General features: G+C 69.7%; 17 protein-coding genes. 5 read left to right on the forward strand and 12 right to left on the reverse strand.

The annotated features are described in order from the left end of the window. Nucleotides 1-22: 22 nt before the first annotated feature. Nucleotides 23-946 (forward strand): hypothetical protein, encoded by a 924-nt coding sequence (locus NBT82_RS01900; protein ID WP_251329902.1) that lies wholly within the window; start codon nt 23-25, stop codon nt 944-946. Here the strand turns inward: NBT82_RS01900 and NBT82_RS01905 are convergent. Next, entirely contained in the window at nt 943-2,664 is a 1,722-nt protein-coding gene (locus NBT82_RS01905; protein WP_251329903.1) for a radical SAM protein, read from the reverse strand. The genes NBT82_RS01900 and NBT82_RS01905 overlap by 4 nt on opposite strands. 83 nt (nt 2,665-2,747) lie before the next feature. Here NBT82_RS01905 and NBT82_RS01910 point away from each other — a divergent pair, with 83 nt between their 5' ends. From NBT82_RS01910 to NBT82_RS01920, 3 genes are all read left to right on the forward strand, one after another. Further along, nucleotides 2,748-4,616 carry a protein kinase domain-containing protein gene (locus NBT82_RS01910; RefSeq protein ID WP_251329904.1) on the forward strand — a complete coding sequence of 623 codons (1,869 nt, stop codon included), beginning with the start codon at nt 2,748-2,750 and terminating at the stop codon, nt 4,614-4,616. 72 nt (nt 4,617-4,688) lie between these two features. Then, on the forward strand, nt 4,689-4,847 hold the full coding sequence (locus NBT82_RS01915; protein ID WP_251329905.1) for a DUF7559 family protein: 159 nt from the start codon (nt 4,689-4,691) through the stop codon (nt 4,845-4,847). Continuing rightward, a complete protein-coding gene (locus NBT82_RS01920) occupies nt 4,844-5,290 on the forward strand; it encodes an Hsp20/alpha crystallin family protein (RefSeq protein ID WP_251329906.1) in 447 nt (148 codons plus the stop codon). The genes NBT82_RS01915 and NBT82_RS01920 overlap by 4 nt, the downstream gene beginning before the upstream one ends. Before the next feature lie 22 nt (nt 5,291-5,312). On the opposite strand, the gene NBT82_RS01925 is transcribed toward NBT82_RS01920, so the two are convergent. The 3 genes from NBT82_RS01925 to NBT82_RS01935 all read right to left on the reverse strand — a co-directional run bounded on the left by NBT82_RS01925 (nt 5,313) and on the right by NBT82_RS01935 (nt 7,559). Next, a complete protein-coding gene (locus tag NBT82_RS01925) occupies nt 5,313-5,912 on the reverse strand; it encodes an NUDIX hydrolase (protein ID WP_251329907.1) in 600 nt (199 codons plus the stop codon). A gap of 79 nt (nt 5,913-5,991) precedes the next feature. Beyond that, a complete protein-coding gene (locus NBT82_RS01930) occupies nt 5,992-6,468 on the reverse strand; it encodes a DUF7109 family protein (RefSeq protein ID WP_251331326.1) in 477 nt (158 codons plus the stop codon). Beyond that, nucleotides 6,468-7,559: a glycosyltransferase family protein gene (locus NBT82_RS01935; RefSeq protein ID WP_251329908.1), complete on the reverse strand. Its 1,092-nt coding sequence runs from the start codon at nt 7,557-7,559 to the stop codon at nt 6,468-6,470. Before NBT82_RS01935 ends, NBT82_RS01930 begins: the two co-directional genes overlap by 1 nt. Nucleotides 7,560-7,687: 128 nt before the next feature. On the opposite strand from NBT82_RS01935, the gene NBT82_RS01940 reads away from it, so the two are divergent. Continuing rightward, entirely contained in the window at nt 7,688-7,858 is a 171-nt protein-coding gene (locus NBT82_RS01940) for an HVO_0758 family zinc finger protein (protein WP_251329909.1), read from the forward strand. 12 nt (nt 7,859-7,870) lie between these two features. On the opposite strand, the gene NBT82_RS01945 is transcribed toward NBT82_RS01940, so the two are convergent. From NBT82_RS01945 to NBT82_RS01980, 8 genes are all read right to left on the reverse strand, one after another. Beyond that, nucleotides 7,871-8,959, reverse strand: coding sequence for an aldo/keto reductase (locus tag NBT82_RS01945; RefSeq protein WP_251329910.1), 1,089 nt, complete (start codon nt 8,957-8,959; stop codon nt 7,871-7,873). A 31-nt stretch (nt 8,960-8,990) separates the two neighbouring features. Further along, nucleotides 8,991-10,148: a DHH family phosphoesterase gene (locus tag NBT82_RS01950; protein ID WP_251329911.1), complete on the reverse strand. Its 1,158-nt coding sequence runs from the start codon at nt 10,146-10,148 to the stop codon at nt 8,991-8,993. 74 nt (nt 10,149-10,222) lie between these two features. Continuing rightward, the gene (locus NBT82_RS01955) at nt 10,223-11,107 is read right to left on the reverse strand and encodes an SDR family oxidoreductase (protein ID WP_251329912.1); all 885 of its coding nucleotides are present in this window, start codon (nt 11,105-11,107) and stop codon (nt 10,223-10,225) included. Between the two features lie 5 nt (nt 11,108-11,112). Then, nucleotides 11,113-11,544 (reverse strand): DUF5791 family protein, encoded by a 432-nt coding sequence (locus NBT82_RS01960; RefSeq protein ID WP_251329913.1) that lies wholly within the window; start codon nt 11,542-11,544, stop codon nt 11,113-11,115. A gap of 32 nt (nt 11,545-11,576) precedes the next feature. Next, a complete protein-coding gene (locus tag NBT82_RS01965; RefSeq protein ID WP_251329914.1) occupies nt 11,577-14,654 on the reverse strand; it encodes a DUF7286 family protein in 3,078 nt (1,025 codons plus the stop codon). Beyond that, nucleotides 14,651-15,502: a DUF7284 family protein gene (locus NBT82_RS01970; protein WP_251329915.1), complete on the reverse strand. Its 852-nt coding sequence runs from the start codon at nt 15,500-15,502 to the stop codon at nt 14,651-14,653. The genes NBT82_RS01965 and NBT82_RS01970 overlap by 4 nt, the downstream gene beginning before the upstream one ends. Next, nucleotides 15,499-15,891, reverse strand: coding sequence for a DUF7285 family protein (locus tag NBT82_RS01975; protein ID WP_251329916.1), 393 nt, complete (start codon nt 15,889-15,891; stop codon nt 15,499-15,501). Before NBT82_RS01975 ends, NBT82_RS01970 begins: the two co-directional genes overlap by 4 nt. Continuing rightward, nucleotides 15,872-16,339: a DUF7283 family protein gene (locus NBT82_RS01980; RefSeq protein WP_251329917.1), complete on the reverse strand. Its 468-nt coding sequence runs from the start codon at nt 16,337-16,339 to the stop codon at nt 15,872-15,874. The genes NBT82_RS01975 and NBT82_RS01980 overlap by 20 nt, the downstream gene beginning before the upstream one ends. Nucleotides 16,340-16,356 lie beyond the last annotated feature (17 nt).

Raw genomic sequence — 16,356 nt, forward strand, 5'->3', positions numbered from 1 at the left:
GCGGGCGTGTGACACCGGTTGCATGGACCGCCGTGCTCTCCTCTCTGCCTGTGCGACCGGACTGACTCTGACCACCGGCTGTCTCGGTTTCAGCGTCGGAAGCGACTGTCCTCGCGGTACTGATCTCCGTCTGGACCCCGTCACCGACGCGGACGCCGCCGATCGCTCCAGCGATCCGCTCGCGACGCTCTCGCCGCCGGAACGCGACGTGGTCGCCGCCGCCCGGAACGGAGAGGAGGCGACGCTGTGGGCGATCTCCAGCCCCTTCTCCGGCGTCGACTACGTCGCCGCCGACGGGGCTTACTTCGCCGTCACGACGGCCGTCGTCTCGTCGGTCGACCGCCCCGGCTACGCCCTCTCGCTCGACACCGAGGATGTCCCGACCGACCGCCGGGTCGCGTTCGAAGACCTGCCCGCTGTCGACCGGACGGCGCTGTACGCGGCGCTCGGCTTCCCGAGCGATAGGGAGATCGAGCGGTTCGACCGCGCCCGTTCGATCAGCATCGGCGGGACGCTCGTCTACCCGGACGATGACGCCGAGTCCCGATCCGAACTCGTCCCCGATCCGTCCTACGACGTCCTCCGGATCGGCGGGCGCGACTTCCGCCTCGACCTCGGCGAGTCCCGAACCAAGACGGTCGAGACCCACCGGATCGAGGTGGAATCCGTCGCCGAGTCGACCGCCGAGTTCGCGGCCGTCGTCCGCGAGCGATACGGGGTCGACCTCGACGACCGCGACCTCTCGGCCGAGCAACGCGACATCGTCGAGGCGGCCGTCGACGGCGGGTACGACGAGTGTGCGCCCTACTCCGACGCCTACGCCGACCTGCAGGCGACGCTCGGGAACGACAGCGATGGATCGGGCTCCGGCCGGACCGAACGGGTCGACTACGCGAGATACGACGGCGAGTGGTACGCCGTCTCGATGTCTGAGTACGTCGTCTAGTCGGCCGTACCGACGGAGCCGAGCGTCGCGAACTTCGAGAGGTCGGCGTCGAGATCGACCTCGCCGAGCGACCCGTACGGCCGGTCGACGACGATGTCGCCCGCGGTCGACCGCCCGACGCCCGGCAGCATGGTCAGTTCGTCCATCGACGCCGCGTTCAGGTCCAGTGGGTAGGGGACGCCCGTCACCGACCGGTAGCCGTGATCCACCACCGCCACGTCGATCGTCGTGCCCAGTTCCCGTTCGTCGGGGACGGCGACGAGGAGGGGATAGGTGCCCAACTGCCGGCCAAACGTCTTGTCGCCCTCGTGGTACTCCAGATGGACGTCCGGCAACACGGTCCCCGGCGGGACGACCCGGCGGAGCATCGGCCGGTCGATCTCCTCGCGCACCTCGCGTTTGTACTCCTTGAACAGTTCTTTGTGATCGCGGGCGATGTCGGCCCCGGTGTCGCTCATCTCGGTCCCCGCGAACGCCATCACCTGCCGGATGTTGATACGCCGGAGCATCAACCCCTCGTCGTAGACGTCCTGCAGGAAGCGTTTGTTGTGTTTGAACGTCTCCCGGCGCTCCCCCTGGAGGCCGTGGACGAGATTGATGCCGGGCAAGAGTTTCGGCAGGCGGTCAGCCGCCGACTCGCCGACCGTGGGCGCCGCGTCGCGGTCGTCGCCCGGTCGCCAGCCGGCTTCCTCGTTGACGACGCGGACGGCCTCCAGGCACTCGTCGGCCGTGACGAGCAGGTTGTTCTCCTCCTGTACGACCGGGTCGGCGGATTCGAGGCCGAACGCCGCCGTGTCGCCCGCGGTGTTGTGTTCGGCGATGATCCGGATGGCCTCCCTCGATCTCTCGGGGTAGTCGACGATCGTGACCGGGTTCATGTTGTCGAGGTGGAACGTCTCCAGTTCCGGCGCCACCTCGCGGATGCCCGCGTACAGTCGTCGGAGCGCGTCGGGGTTCGGCGCCTCGCCGTCGCCGCCGAAGGCGAGGATGTCGGCCTGTCGACCCAGTCGGAAGTGACGGACGCCGCGGTCGTACAGCGCCTCGACCTCGCGGACGACCGACTCGGCGGACCGAAAGCCCGGGTCGCCGTACAGCGGTTCGGTGCAAAACGAACACCGGTACGCACAGCCACGGGAGGTTTCCAGTTCCGCGATCAGGTAGTCGGGGTGGTTGGGGTGGTCCGCGACGACGAACGCGCCCTTCGCGGCCCAGCGGTCGAGTTCGTCGTTGTCGCGCATCCGGTTGCCGAACCCTTCCAACCCGCTCGCCACGAGGTCGTGGGCCGCCGCCTCCACGTCGCCTTTGGCGACGAAGTCGTAGTCGAGGTCCTTGCGCTCCATCTCCTGGGCACCGGCGTTCTCCTCGCCCACCCCGAAGCGGACTGGGCCCCCCATCAGCGTCGTCCCGTCGGCGGTCCAGGCGAGTTCCCGCACTTCGTCGGGTTCGGCGGGCGTCCCACCCACGTACTTTCCGGGAACGGTCATGCCGCCCAGATAGATCACGAGGTCGGCGTCGGCCACGTCGCCCCACTTCATGCGGTCATCGCGGAGTTCGTCGATGGTGTGATACGTGATGGCGTCGGCGGGTACGCCGGCGTCGACCAGCGCCCCCGCGGTGAAACGGGGGTACGTCGAGATGTAGGGTGGGACCCCGAAGTGTGCCGGTTCGTCGACGTAGCCGTCGACGATGGTCACCGAGAGGTCGGCGGGGTCGGTCATGGGGGTCGGTTGGCGGCCGACGCGTAAAACCGTGTTCGTGTCGGGCGCCGGATTTAAGCCGTCACTCGCGGGAGCTATCCGCAATGCGACTCGTGTCGGATCGGGTGCAGTTCGTCGTCGTGTCGCTCGTGGCGGTGGGTGCGTGGGTGGCGGTGACGTTCACGACACACACCCCGTCTTTGAATAGTGATCCCGACCTGTTGGCCGAACTTCGCGGGCCACTGCTGGCGATGATCGCCGCCTGTGTCTCCTATCCCTTGTCGTGGCTGATCTTCGACTGGAGTCGACCCCCGCGTCGCGGCGTCACGCTCTCCTGTGGCGTGCTCGGCCTCCTCGTGGCGTTGTCGCCGTTTCTGAACTCGTACTCGCGATACGGACTGCTGGTCGGTAGTGTCGTCGCCTTCCTCGCCGTGGCGACGACGGCGGCCTCCGTCCTCGTCGTCTCCGCCACCGCGTCCGGTGACCACGCCGCGACGCCCCGTCCATATCTGCAGCCGGCCGCCGTCTTCGGCTTCGGTCTCTTTCTGACCGCCGTGCTGGTGTTCCTGCACGACGCGCCCGACGAGTTCGCGCTGATCGTCATGTCACGGGCCTACGGCTCGGTGGGGTTCTTCCTCTTTCTCCTCGGTCCCCTCTCGGCGCTCGCGCTCTTTCCCCTCTCGTGGCGACACTTCCCGTGGACCGGAACCGGAACCCGGACCGTCGTCGGCATCTCGGTCGCGCTCGGCGCGCCCATTGCCGTCCTCTGGTCTCTCCTCGTGTCGAAACGGAGTCCCATCCTGCTCACCTGGATCCCGCTCGGCTTCCTCGCGTTTACGGGGGCGGCCGTCGCCGTCGGCTATCCGGAGTGGATTCGCCGCCCGGACGTCGTTACGGAACCGGCGGAGATGTCCGAGGGCAGTCCCGAACCGGCCCCGGACCCCGACGACACGACGGCCCGGTCGCCGGATCGGTCCGACGATCCGGCGCCGGCGACCGGCGGACCGTCCGGAGCCTCGGACGACCCGTTCGCCGCCGCGGCGTCGGCAGCCGACGGGAGCGCCGTGCGAGAGCCCTCACCCGACACAGCGGAGCGATCGACCGCCCCCGCCAATACTCGCTCGCTCGGTCCGCCCGACCGGGTCCCTCGAACGTCCGACCTCACGATCGACTACGACGCCCTGACCGACAAGGAACCGATCGGTCGCGGCGGCAACGCCGACGTGTACCGCGCGACGGTCCGCGTCGACGGAGCGGACCGCGCCGTCGGGCTCAAGGAACCCCGAATGTCGGGGACCTTGCATACGGACGCGGTGGAGCGACTGCTGGCGGAGGCGGAAACGTGGGACAAACTCGACGACCACGACCACGTGGTGGGCGTCGTCGACTACGATGCCCACCCGCTCCCCTGGATCGCCATGGAGTATATGGACGCCGGCGACCTCTCCGCACGGGCCGGCGACCTCGACCGCGACCAGGCGCTCTGGACGGCCGAAGCCATCACGGAGGGCGTGCGTCACGCCCACCGCCGCGGGGTCGCCCATCTCGATCTCAAGCCCGCGAACGTCCTCTTCCGGTCGGTCGAGGACGCCTGGGACGTGCCGAAGGTCGCCGACTGGGGGCTCTCGAAGCATCTGCTGGAGCACTCCCAGAGCGTCGAGGGGCTCTCCCCGCAGTACGCCGCCCCCGAGCAGTTCGACACTGATCGTGGCCCCGCGGACGACTTGACCGACGTCTACCAGTTGGGCGCCGTCCTCTACGAACTGTTCACCGGCCGGCCGCCCTTCGAGGGCGATCCGACGACGGTGATGCACCGGGTGCTGACCGAGGAGCCGACGCCGCCGAGCGCGGTGGCCGACGTGCCCGAGGCGTTGGACGACGTGCTCCTGACTGCGCTGGCAACGGCGAAGGCCGACCGCTACGACTCCGTTCTCTATCTGCGCGACGCGTTCCGGGATCTCGCGGAGCGGTGATCACCGACTCCGGCTTCCGTCGTGGCTACGGGCTCCACGCCACTTATGCCGGTCGCGGCACTACCGCCACTTATGCCCGCCACGAAGGAACTCAAATGTACCAGTCCCGACTGTGAACTCGACATGTTCGAGAACCACTACACCTACGACATCGCCGACGACCACACGGTTGGCGACCTCTCCTGTCCGCTGTGTGGCGGCACCGATTGCCTCGAAGAGATCGAACTATGACCGGGTTCAAGGAGTTCGGCAAGTCCGCGGCGTCGGCCGTCCTCGAACGCGTCGGGCGCGGCGTCGGGAAGGTTCAGGAACGCAAGCCCCTCTCGTACGACGTTCTGGAATCGGACGACGCCTACCTCGTCGTCTTCGACGCACCTGGGGTCACGCGAAGCGACGTACAGGTTCGGTACGTCGAAGGCGAGGTACAGGTTCGCCTCGACCGCTTCCGTGACTTCCACGAGGGCTTCGAGATGCGCTTCCCCGGGCGTGGCCTCTCGCTCGACGGCCGTGCGCGCCTGCCGCCGGACGCCGACGTGGACGCCGGTGAGGCCTCGGCCACGCTGAGCGACAACGGCACCCTTCGAGTCGAGGTGCCAAAGCGGGGGAACGGCACCGACGTGACGGTGCGCGAGGAGACCGAGGTCGACGAGACGCCCGACGACGACGCGGCCTGACGGCGACCGTCCAGCATCCCGATCAGACCGGAAAGTCGGCGTCGGGATCGACGACCCGATCGACCTCCGGCGGCATCTCCCAGTCGGTCGCGAGTTCGAGCAACTGGACGAGCATTCTCCCGGTCGCCCCCCAGACGGTGTAGCCGTCGACGCGGAAGAAGTGGAGTCGGATCTCGCCGTAGTGGGGGTGGTCGCGACGCTCGGACTCGTAGTTGTCGAGGTCGACGAGGTCCGCGACCGGCAGGACGGCGATCTCGGCGACCTCCCGTTCGTCGGGGACGTACGTCCGGTCGGGGATCCGCGAGACGAACGGGCGGACCGCGTACTCGCTGACCGTCGGGATGTCGTCGAGTCGTCCGACGACATCGATCTCGTCGGGTTCGAGGCCGATCTCCTCGTTGGCCTCGCGGCGCGCGGTCGCTTCGAGGTCGGCGTCGCTCGGTTCGCGCCCCCCACCCGGGAAGCTCATCTGTCCCGCGTGTTCGCCGAGGTGGTCGGCGCGCTTGGTAAAGAGGAGCCCGTCGCCGGCCGCCCGGGCGACGACCGGTGCGACGACGGACGCTTCGCGCTCTGCGTCCTCGATGGTCCGCGGGGCGTGGTCGGCGACGGCGGACAGGTCCATGCGCATGGTGTGTCGGGTAGTGTGGTGTCGGTTTCGGTCCCGCAGCGTCTTCCCCGGGTCTACGTCCCAGGGGGTGGTTTCAGTTGTGGTTTTCGGTCGCGTCGTCGAGGCGGCTCCGAACGTCGCTGACGTCGACGCCACCCCACGTTTCGAGATCGTAGCTCACGTCCAGCAACCGTTCGATCCGGTCGCCGTCGCCCTCGTCGACCGCGCGGGCGGCGTCGGCACGGAGGCGACGCTCGGCGGCCTCGACCAGCGCCGTCCGGTCGGGATCGCGGTCGGGAACGTCGAGGATGTGTGGCAGGTCCTCCGCCCCCGTCGGCAGCGACGGGAACGCCGCCGGTCCCGGCGCGAGCAGCGTCCGCTCCCCGCGGTCGACGGCGACGAGGTAGTAGTCCTCGACGGCCGCATCGACGGCAGCCGCCGCCGCGTCGGCCTCGACTTCCGCCCCGCGTTTGAACGCGAGTTCGCCGAGCGCCGATTCGAGTTCCTCGCGGGTCAGCCCCCCGAAGAGGTCGACCACGCCGGCGAGTTCGTCGCCGGTCGCGTCCGCGATCATCGCACTGCCTCCAGATCCGCTTCGACGGCTTCCGCGACCCGCGCCGGCGACAGCGGCGCGTCGGTCCACGCCGGCAGCCGTCGATCCGGTCCCGGCGGTTCGATGGCCGTCGCGTACGTCTCCACCTGTTCGAGTTCGTCCGTCCGGTCGTACTCCAGGCCGTTGAACTCCGCGTCGAGTTCGTACCCCCGGACGAGCGAGCCTGCGGCCTCGCGGTAGCGCCGCGGGAGCGCGTCGTAGTCCGGATCGACGCCGTGGTCGGTGACGGCCCGAAAGAGCGCCGCGGCGACGTGGCGACTCATATCCGAGAGCCCGGTCGGCCCGCTCACTGCCCGGTGGTCGTGTTCGTACGTCCCCAGGTCGACCTGTGTGCTTCCCTCGAAGCCAGCGTACTCGAAGGCGTCGCCCAGGGTGCCGACTTCGAGCCCCCACGACCGCTGCGTGCGCAGGCGTTCCGCGAGTCCCGTCGTCGCCGCGAACTCCCCCGCCAGCGCGTAGCGAAACGCCCCCAGGTACCGCAACACCGGCGCGTCGCGTTCCGATTCGAGCGCCCGGACCAGCGGGACGAAAAACAAGCGAAACAGCCGGCCGTAGAGGCGGTCGTTCTCGACACGTGCGTAATACCCCTTCGAGAAGTCGTACCCCTGAGAGAGCGGATAGAGGAGGCGCGCCACGTCCGCCCGGGAGTAGCTCTTGGTGTCCGCGTCGTGGACGACGACGTACTCCCGGTCGAGGGCCTGCCCGATTCCGAGCCACACGTCGCGTCCCTTCCCGAACTCGCCGTCGAGGCCGTGTTCGTCGAGCAACTCCTCCAGTCGCGGCCCGTTACACCAGACGACCGACAGCGGGAGGTCGTAGTCGGCGAGCCAGTCGTAGAAGGGACCGACCCGGTCGGTCGAGGCCCGGAGCGGCACGACCACCTGTCCCGGATCGACTCGTTCCAGCTCCGAGAGGACGCGATCCGGCGCCAGCCCGGCGTACTCGCGTTCGGTCATCGGGACGACTATCGACGCGCGGTCCGTCGGTGCCGACGGCACCGGATCGGTCAGATCGTGGAGCGTCGTCACGCGTTCCTGGACGTACTCCATCACCCGAGTCTGAGGACGGCGCGGACAAAAGCCCGCGGGTGTCCGTCGGCCGACCTCGTCACGCGCCGCCACTCATCTCGGACGAGCGGCCGGACTGTTTTTTAAACCGGGGCGCACAAGGTGAAGACATGAAATCGACGCGGAAAGGACTCCGTGACGGTGAACTCGTCAAGGACACCTACGAGCGACTCACGTGTGCGGAGTGCGAGAAGGTGTTGAAAAAGCAGGACGACCCGGACGAAGTGTTCGCCGTTCGGATCTGTCCCGAGTGCGGACGGGAGTGGAAGGACCTCCGATAGGGTCTGCCGTCGTCACTCGAAGACTGCGTCGAATGCCCGCGCTCCCAGCGGATCGAACGTTCCCGCGGCGACGTTCTCGGCGACGTGCTCCGAATCGCTCGTCCCTACGAGCGCACAGGTCACGCCCGGCGCGCTCCGTGCGAAGTTGATCGCCCGCTGGGCCGCCGTGTCGCCGGTCAGTTCGGCGTCGACGGCCGCCGGCAGTCCCGCCACGAGGTCCCCCCCAGCGAGACTCGTACTGGTGAAGACGTCGAGGTCGAGGGCGTGTGCCACCTCCAGCGTCGAGCGTCTCGATCCATCGAACTCGTGGGCCGGCGTCGTGAACGCGTCCGCCATGACGACGTTGAAGGGGAGCTGAACGGCGAAAAAGCCGGTCTCCTCGCGGCCCACCGTCTCGGCGGCACGCCGCGCGCGCTCGACCACCGTCGGAAGCGACAGATACTCCTCGTGATCGGGCGGGTGGCGGAACGCCTCCCAGGTCGCGACGCCGTATCCGCCGACGTCGCCGGCGATGATCCGTCGTTCTAGCCGTTCGAAGGTGGCTTCGAGCTGGTCGTAGACCGCCTCCCGGGAGCGGACGCGAAGTTGCGTCTCGGGGTTGTGGACGTAGTAGCAGTCGACGGTATCGACGCCCAGTCGATCGAGGGAGCGATCGACCATGGCGTCGATGAGAGCGGGGGCGATGCAGTGCTGGCCCGCCGCGAGGTCCGCGGGGTCGACCGGACCGTTCTCGACGAACCGGTCCCGGAGATATCCGGCGGGGTCGTCGGGTCGGTCGCCGTCGAACGGCAGGAACCCCCCCTTCGTGGCCACGACGACCGCCGACCGATCGACGTCGGCGCGATCGAGGGCCCGGCCCACCACACGCTCGCTCCGGCCACAGCGGTAGTTGGCCGCGGTGTCGACGACGTTGCATCCCCCCTCGAGACCGGCGATCAGCGCCCGCTCGTACCCCTCGTCGACGGCGTCCGTCGGCTCGCCGAGATACGTACCGAGGCCGACACTCGAGACGACGCCCGGACCGAACCGGCGAAAGTAGGTTCGTCCGAACCCGTCGCCGAAGCGGTCGCGATACTCCCAGGTGGCGCGTGCGGTCGCCATGCGCCCGCTACGTTCGACGGCGTGAAAAGGGCTACACGTCGCCTTCGAGCGCCCGACGGAGCCGATCGGTGAGGGCGGCGCGCCGACCCGGCCACACGAAGTCGCCCTCCTCGATGGGGATCTGTCCCCCACCCATGCGGGCGTGCCCGCCGCCGCTGCCGCCGGGCACCGCCTCCAGTGCGGCCTCGATCGCCCGACCCATGTGGACGCGGTCGTCCCGGGAGCGTCCGGAGAGATAGAGGGTCCCGTTGCGGGTCCCACAGACGACGGCTGCCGTGATGCCTTCGAGGCGGATGAGTTCGTCGGCGGCCTGCGGAATCGCGTCGACGTTCGAGATGTCGCCCACGTCGCTGATCGCGAAGGCCCCCTCGACGTCGCGTTCGCGGATCGCGGTCGCCTTGATCTCCAGTACCTCCGAACTCACCTGCGGGTTGGCGATGCGGTCGAGCAGACTCTCGTCGACGCCGGGCGAGAGGTAGCCGCTCGCGGCGAAGTCGGCGGGATCGATCCCACCGGTCAGCCGGTCGGTGTCGGTGAGGATGCCGAAAAAGAGGCCGGTCGCTACCCGGGATGGGACTACGTAGTTCGCGTCGACTTCGGTCTCGTGGTTCTCCGGTGGAACCGGCTCGGCGTCGAGATCCTGGAAATACTCCGCGATCACGCTCGAACACGCGCCGTACTCGGTGCGCACGTCGGTGAACGACTCGCCGCGTCCGTCGCCAGGGTGGTGATCGACGACCGCAAGCGGCCGGACGTCCTCCGACCCGGTGAATCCCCGCGGCCGGTTGTGATCGACGAGGATCACCGCCTCCGAGGCGAGGTCATCCGCCCGCTCGATGACATCGAGTTCTACCTCCAGGACGTTCCGGAACGCGCGGTTCTCCTGGTGGCGGATCTGCCCCGAAAACTGGATCGTTGACGCCGTATCCACCTGCTCGGCCAGCGAAGCGACGCCCATCGCCGCGGCCATCGCGTCCGGGTCCGGATTCGGGTGAGTGAGCACCGCCACGTCGTCGTACTCGGCCAGTAGCGACGCGAACCGTACGCCGGACGGTCGGGTGAACTGGTGGAGGATGTACCCGCCACCGATCAGCACGGCGACGCTAACGAGCAGTGCGGCCAGCAACTCCGGATGGGACTGGACGAACGCCACCGCTCGCTCGGCGTACTCCTCGGCGGCGACCGACATACCCACCCCGACAGAGTCGAACGCCAAGAGTATTCTCCTATTGCGTCGACCCGATCACGACGGAATCGATCCCGTCAGTTCGTGCGATACGTTTCGATCGCTGGCCGGAATCCGTCCCGAACGGTCGGATAGCGAAGCTCGTACCCGAGTTCGTGTAGCCGGTCGTTGGCACACCGCTTGTTCGCCCGGACGCGGCGACTCACCTCACCCTCGGCCGCCGCCTCTCGCTCCGCGACCGTCCACTTCTTCGGTGGTGAAACGCCGCACTGCTCGGCCAACCAGTCGGCGAATCTCCACTTCGAGACGGGTTCGTCGTCGACCGCCAGCACCACCTCGTCGCGAGCTACGTCCGTCGCCAGCAGGTGGGCGACGGCGCCGGCAGCGTCGTCGCGGTGGATCGAGTTGAGGTATCCCTCCGTCACCGGCCCCTCGAGATACCGATCCAGCCGGTACCGGTCCGGTCCGTAGAGCCCGCCGAACCTGACGACGGTGCCGTCGATCCCCCACGCCGCCGTCTCCTCCAGCGCGATCCGCTCGGCCTCCAGTAGGATGCGCTGTCGGTCCGTCGCGGGATCCGGCGACGTCTCCTCGTCGACCCAGTCGCCATCCTGGTCACCGTACACCCCGGTACTCGACGTGTACACGAGTCGATCCGGCGGCGAGGTCCGCTCACCGAGCGTCTCGGCGACCGTTCGCAGTCCGTCGACGTACGCGGTGCGCGCGGCGTCGACGCCCCGGCCGCCCGCGCTCGCCGCGTACACCACCCAGTCGGCGTCGGGGAGCGCCGCGAGCGACGACGCGTCGGTCAGATCGGCACGGGTTGGATCGAAGCCCGCGGCCTCGATGGCGGCCAGCCCCGCGTCGGATCGGCGGACACCAACGACGTCGTGGCCGGCGTCGATCAACTGGCGGCCGAGTTCGAGACCGACGTATCCACAGCCGAGAATGGCGACGTGCATGGGTCTCAGCGGGCGTTTCGGCCCGCAACGTAGCTCTGGATCGCGGCGAGTTCGTCGAGAGTCATGCGTGCCCGCCCCTCGATCGCCTGCTGGATCTCCTGTCCCGACAGGCCGATGTCGACGTTCGAGGCGATCGTATCCACGTCGAGGACTCCCGTCGTCATTCCCATCAGCAGGTAGTCTCGGACCTCCTGAACGATCCCATCGGCGTCCCGACCGTCGAAGTCGACTGCCAGGATGGCCGCCGCCTCCGAGAGCGTCACAGAGGGTGACTCGCCGCCGGCGAGGGCCGCGACGGTTTCGGTCGGAAGGTTGGCCGTCGTGGCAACCGTCTCGATCCCTCGGGCGTCGATCACGGCACGGAGTTCGGCCTCGTAGGCGTCGCGAAGCTGTTGGGGGGACAGCGCTTCCGGTTCGTCGACCGCTTCGTGGAGCATACGTCGGATGGGGGTCCCGTCGACAAAAGACTTCAGTCCGCGGCGGGACAGGCCCGGGCCGCCCAAGATGTACAGCCCGGTTCCGGCCACGTGCCCGCACGCTCGTCGGCGTCGCCGTCGACGTCGCCGACGCCGTTTCGATACGGCGGCACCGCCACGGCGACGACCGTCCGGGTCCGGAAGTCGATTCGCTCGTCTCGGCCGAGTCGCTCCGCCTCCCCGTCGCCGTCGACGTCGAATCGAACGATCGAGCCGTCGCGAACGTACCGGGTCGCACCTCCCGGCGTCGGTGCACCGCGTCCGGTCCGAACCGTGAACCTGGCGTAGGCGCCTTTCACCTCTACGTTCCAGACGTTCACTGTCGCGTACCAGTATCCCGGGACAGGTGCGACCGGCAACCCAGCGGGGACCGCACCGAGCGTGCGGTTCAGGCGGCTGCGCTGGAGTCGCTTCGTGACGGCCGCGTCCGCCCGCTCCAGTGCCCGCGCTCGCACCCGACTCATGGTTTCGTTCACGAGTGACTGGGAGACGACGGTCTCCGGCGTTCGTAGGGCGTCGGCGATGGCGACGTCGAGACGCACCTCCAGACGACTGACTCGTCGTGGGGTCGGATCGCCAGTTCGTCGCGCGGCCGCGAGAGCGATCGCCTCGGCGAGCGAGCCGTTGGCGGCGGCGAGCGCCCGCGGTCCGGGACCGTCCCACCGGGCGGTCCCCGCCGCGACGGCCGCCTCGGCCTCCAGACGCGAGAGCCGCGTCTCGTTCGACACCGCACGATGCGCCCGTTCCCCGACGTCGTCGATGGACCCAGCGACCGCGTCGCGGAGTTCGCGGCGGGGCTCCCGAACGGATCCGTTCGCAACCGGGCGGGACGCGAGCAGTACCCGGGCGGCGGTCCGGAGCCGAACCGCCGACGGCCGATCGACGTCGGGCGCCGCGGCCGTCACGGCGTCCGCGGCGTCGCCGTACGGAGCCGCGAACAGGTTGACGTTCGCGGTTGAGAGCGGGTGATACGGTCGTGACGGGGGGACGCCACGCGCTCGGTCGTGCCCCACCGAAGCCACCGTGAGGTACGCCGGCGAGCCGTCAGGAACGGGACGTACCGGCCCCCCGGGCGGCGTCCCAGCGAGTCGCTCGCGCCGGGTGGGGATCGGAGCTCTCCGCGCCGTCAGGATCCGGTGGAGCGATCGCGGTGAATCGACACCGGCGCGGCCGAGCGCCTCGTCGAACGCCTCGCGGGTTCGCTCGTGGGTGGCCGCCCGGCGATTCAGCCGACGGAGCGTCGCGTCGACGAGCGCCGCTCGCGCAGCGACGCGGGCCCGGTCCGCGGCACCCCGGTATCCCTCCGGCGGGTCGATCAGCGCGCCGCGTCGCTCGCGCAGACTGGCTGCCAGTCGCGCCGGTGGGTTGGCCGTGTACGTCGCGATCCGTCCCGCCCGAACGCCGACAGACCGATTCGACAGACTGGACCGGAGCTTCGACAGGTCGCGGTACGTCCACGATCGGAGATCCGCGGGTCGATCGCCGTAAACCGCCAGTTCACGGGTGCCGAGACTCCCGTTGGCGACGGCCACTGCCACCCCTTCACGGCCCCCTTGACGATCGAGGAGTTTCGACCTCGCCTTGCCGGGCACGTCGGCGAGGTTCGGACCGTCGATCGGGCCTCCCCGTTCGAACAGGGGGCTCGCCGGTCGGTCGGGCGCCGTTCCGTTCGGGGCGTACGTCCCGACCAGCGTCACGCCGACGCGATACCGATCGGTCCACTCGGCGGTCGTGGTTCGCGTGTCGTTCCCACGTTCCCAGGTCCACTTGACGCGGTGTTCGAGGACGACGTTCCTCGAGAAGGCCGCGAATCGGCGTTCGCTCGCCGCAGCCGTGGGCGGCGAAGCGACGCCCGCCGACGCCTCGCCGTCGGTCTCGACGCGGGTCTCGGCGAGGTCCCACTCCGGCCCCGGCGGGTCGGGATCGGGTCGCGGTTCGTGGTACGTCCGGCGGCTCCGCGTCCGGAGCTTCGATTCCACCCGATAGGCGGCCCGAAGCACGTCCGCGAGCGATCGGTTCGTCCGGGTCGCCCCCGTTCGAAGGCCGGTCAGGGACCGGCCGGCGAGCGGTCCTACGTCGACGTCGAGCCGACGGGTCGGCGAGGGACCGGATGTCCCCCGTCGAGTCGGCAACGGGTGTTTGTCGCCGGTAGATACCCGGGGGTTTGGCCGCGGAAGAACGCGATCAGCCCACGCCGAATCGACGGACGTCGCCGCCGTCAACTCTCGGACTCCGAGTTCGCGGGTCGCGCGTCGCATCGCCGTCCGCCCGGCCGGGTCGCTCCGTCCGAACACCGCTCGCTGCGTCTCGAGGAGGGCTCCGTTGGTCGCCGTCTCGACGTGGCGAGTCGCGACGACGTTGGTGACGGGGACACCGCCGTACTGTGCGTAACCACGCGCCCACGCGATGGGGTAGAGCCGGGCGGTCAACCGTCGACCCAGTCCCGACCCCTCCAGCGGTCCTCGGTTCAGCCGCGTCTCGAATGTCATCGCCCGGTCGTGGAGGGAGAGGACGGGTGTCGCCACGGTCACCGTCCGGATTCGGTGCTTGCGATCGACGACGCGCTCCCCGTTGCGGACGGTGATCGTGCGCTTTCGTACCGTCACTCGGAGTGCCGTCCCGTTCTCGACGCCAGCTACCCGAATCCGGTCCATCGCCCGTCGGAGTTCGGCCGGCGTCGTCGCCGCGGGGAGGGACGCGACGGCGCTCACGTCCCCGCGCCGGTGTCGTGTCGCCCGCAGTCGCTCGCGGAGCGTCCGGTAGATCCGAAGGCGAAGGGCGTCTCGAAACGGCTGCTCCTCGCTCAACAGTCGACCGTACGCCGTCCCGGCCGGCGCCGTCACCGGTTCGGCCGCGGCCGCGCGTGCCGCCTCGCCGACGGCGGACCGCAGGACGGCCGTCGTCTCGGCCGACGTCCGCTCCATCGCCACCTCGGCTCCCGTCTCGAGTCGACTCGGTCCTTGGGTGGTCACCGTCGCGGCGTACGTCGAGGCACCGACCAGCAGGAGGACGCCGATCAGGGCGAAGGGGACGCGTCCGCGCCGGTCGTCGGCGAGTCGGATTCGGGTCACGGCCACGTCCTCACGACGATCCGGACCCGCCCGAGTCGGACGCGTTCGACGACCCGCCGCGTCGAGGCGTTCGTGCCGTGCAGATCGGCGGCGACGCGATCCGAGAGCGCGGTCGCTAGACGGTCGTTGGCAGCGGCGACGCCACCGTGGGCTAGCGTCGCGCGACCGTCGACGCCGACCCGGCGCTCGGCGAGACGGCACCGGTGACGGACCAACGCCGCGTCCCGTTCCCCGGCAGCGATACGCGTCCGAGTCGGCGGAAACAGTCCGTCGACGATGCCGTCCGCGACGACGTCGGCGATCCCCTCGATCCCCTCACTCTCGGCGGCGTCCCGGACCGCCGCCCGCCTAGACGGGATTCCGCTCGGCGCCGCGATCCTCGCGGCGTGGACCGGCACGTCCGGAGGCGGTCGGCCGCCGACGACGATCCGCCCCTCGACCGACGCTCCAGGATACGGCCGCCAGACCGCGGTGATCCGGGTGTGGTTCGCCCGGATCGTCGCCCCGACGGCACGGATCACCGCCCGTGAGAGCCCGTCCCGTGTGTGTGACAGGCGCCGGCCGTCGATCTCGAGTCGCCCGACGGCCGCCCGAGCCAACAGTTCCGCCAGCGTACCGTGGGCGGTCCGATCGAACACGGCGGTCGACTCCGGATCACCGGCGGTCGCGGGTTCGGGAGCGGGCGTGAGCGTGTAGTTGACGGTCGCCGTCGTCGTCGCCAGCGTCGACGCCACGTCGGCGGCGCGGCCCTCGCCTGTCGGCTCCCGTGGCGTCGCCGTCGTCACCGTCACCACTGCGGCGCTGATCAACAGGAGGCAGATCACGCCATCGAGGACGGTGCTCGTCACGACCACACCTCCACCCGGACGCGACCGGGGCGGATCCTCCCGGGCCCGAGGCGGACGCTCATCGCCCGACTCGCCGCGTCGGTCGCCGTATCTCGAGGTGGGGTTACCCCGGCGTGCCACCGACGCCCCGCCGCGGCGACGGTGACGTTCAGGCGGTACCCCGAGGGCCCGACACGCCGGGCACGGTGCGTTCGAGACGGGTGGGCCACGCCGCCGGTGCCGAGCGTCTCGGCGACCCGTTCGAGAGTCGGCTCCGCTAGGGCACGCTCGTCCGCTCCGCCCGCACCACCGAGAGCGGCCGCGTACGCCGATATCGCGCCCGTCACTGCCAGGAGGACCACGATCGCGGCGGTCGGTTCGACCTGTCCCCTACGCGACGAGCGTGACATCGCACCCCTCCCAAACGACGTGTCGGACGAGCAGCGGGCCGTCGACCGACTGCCAGCGCGCGGAACGGTCGCGCGCCGCCCCCGCGGCGGCACAGAGTCCCACAGCGGAGTCGAACCGTGACGACGGCGGTGCACCACGGAGCACGGCGAGCAACGCTTGATTCCCGTCTGCCGGCGTCACCGGTCCGAACGCGAACGTCGCGTGCGTGGTGCCGGCGTCGTTCCGAAGACCGAGTCGGTTCGGTTCGACCCGTAGCTCCCGCGCGTCGAGTGGGTGTTCGGCGGTCAGCGACGACGTCGACGCGGCTGCCCGGTCGACCGTGTCGGCGACGTCGGCCGCGGCCGGCGGAGGGGTGGTCGGCAACGCCGTCCCGACGCCGAGAAGCACGACACTCGCGAGCGACAGACCGAGCCACGTATACCAGGCGTCGACAGGAACGTCGAACATGCGAAGCCGTGGCCCCG

Origin of the sequence: Haloplanus sp. HW8-1 (assembly GCF_023703795.1) — an archaeon.
Classification (GTDB): domain Archaea; phylum Halobacteriota; class Halobacteria; order Halobacteriales; family Haloferacaceae; genus Haloplanus; species Haloplanus pelagicus.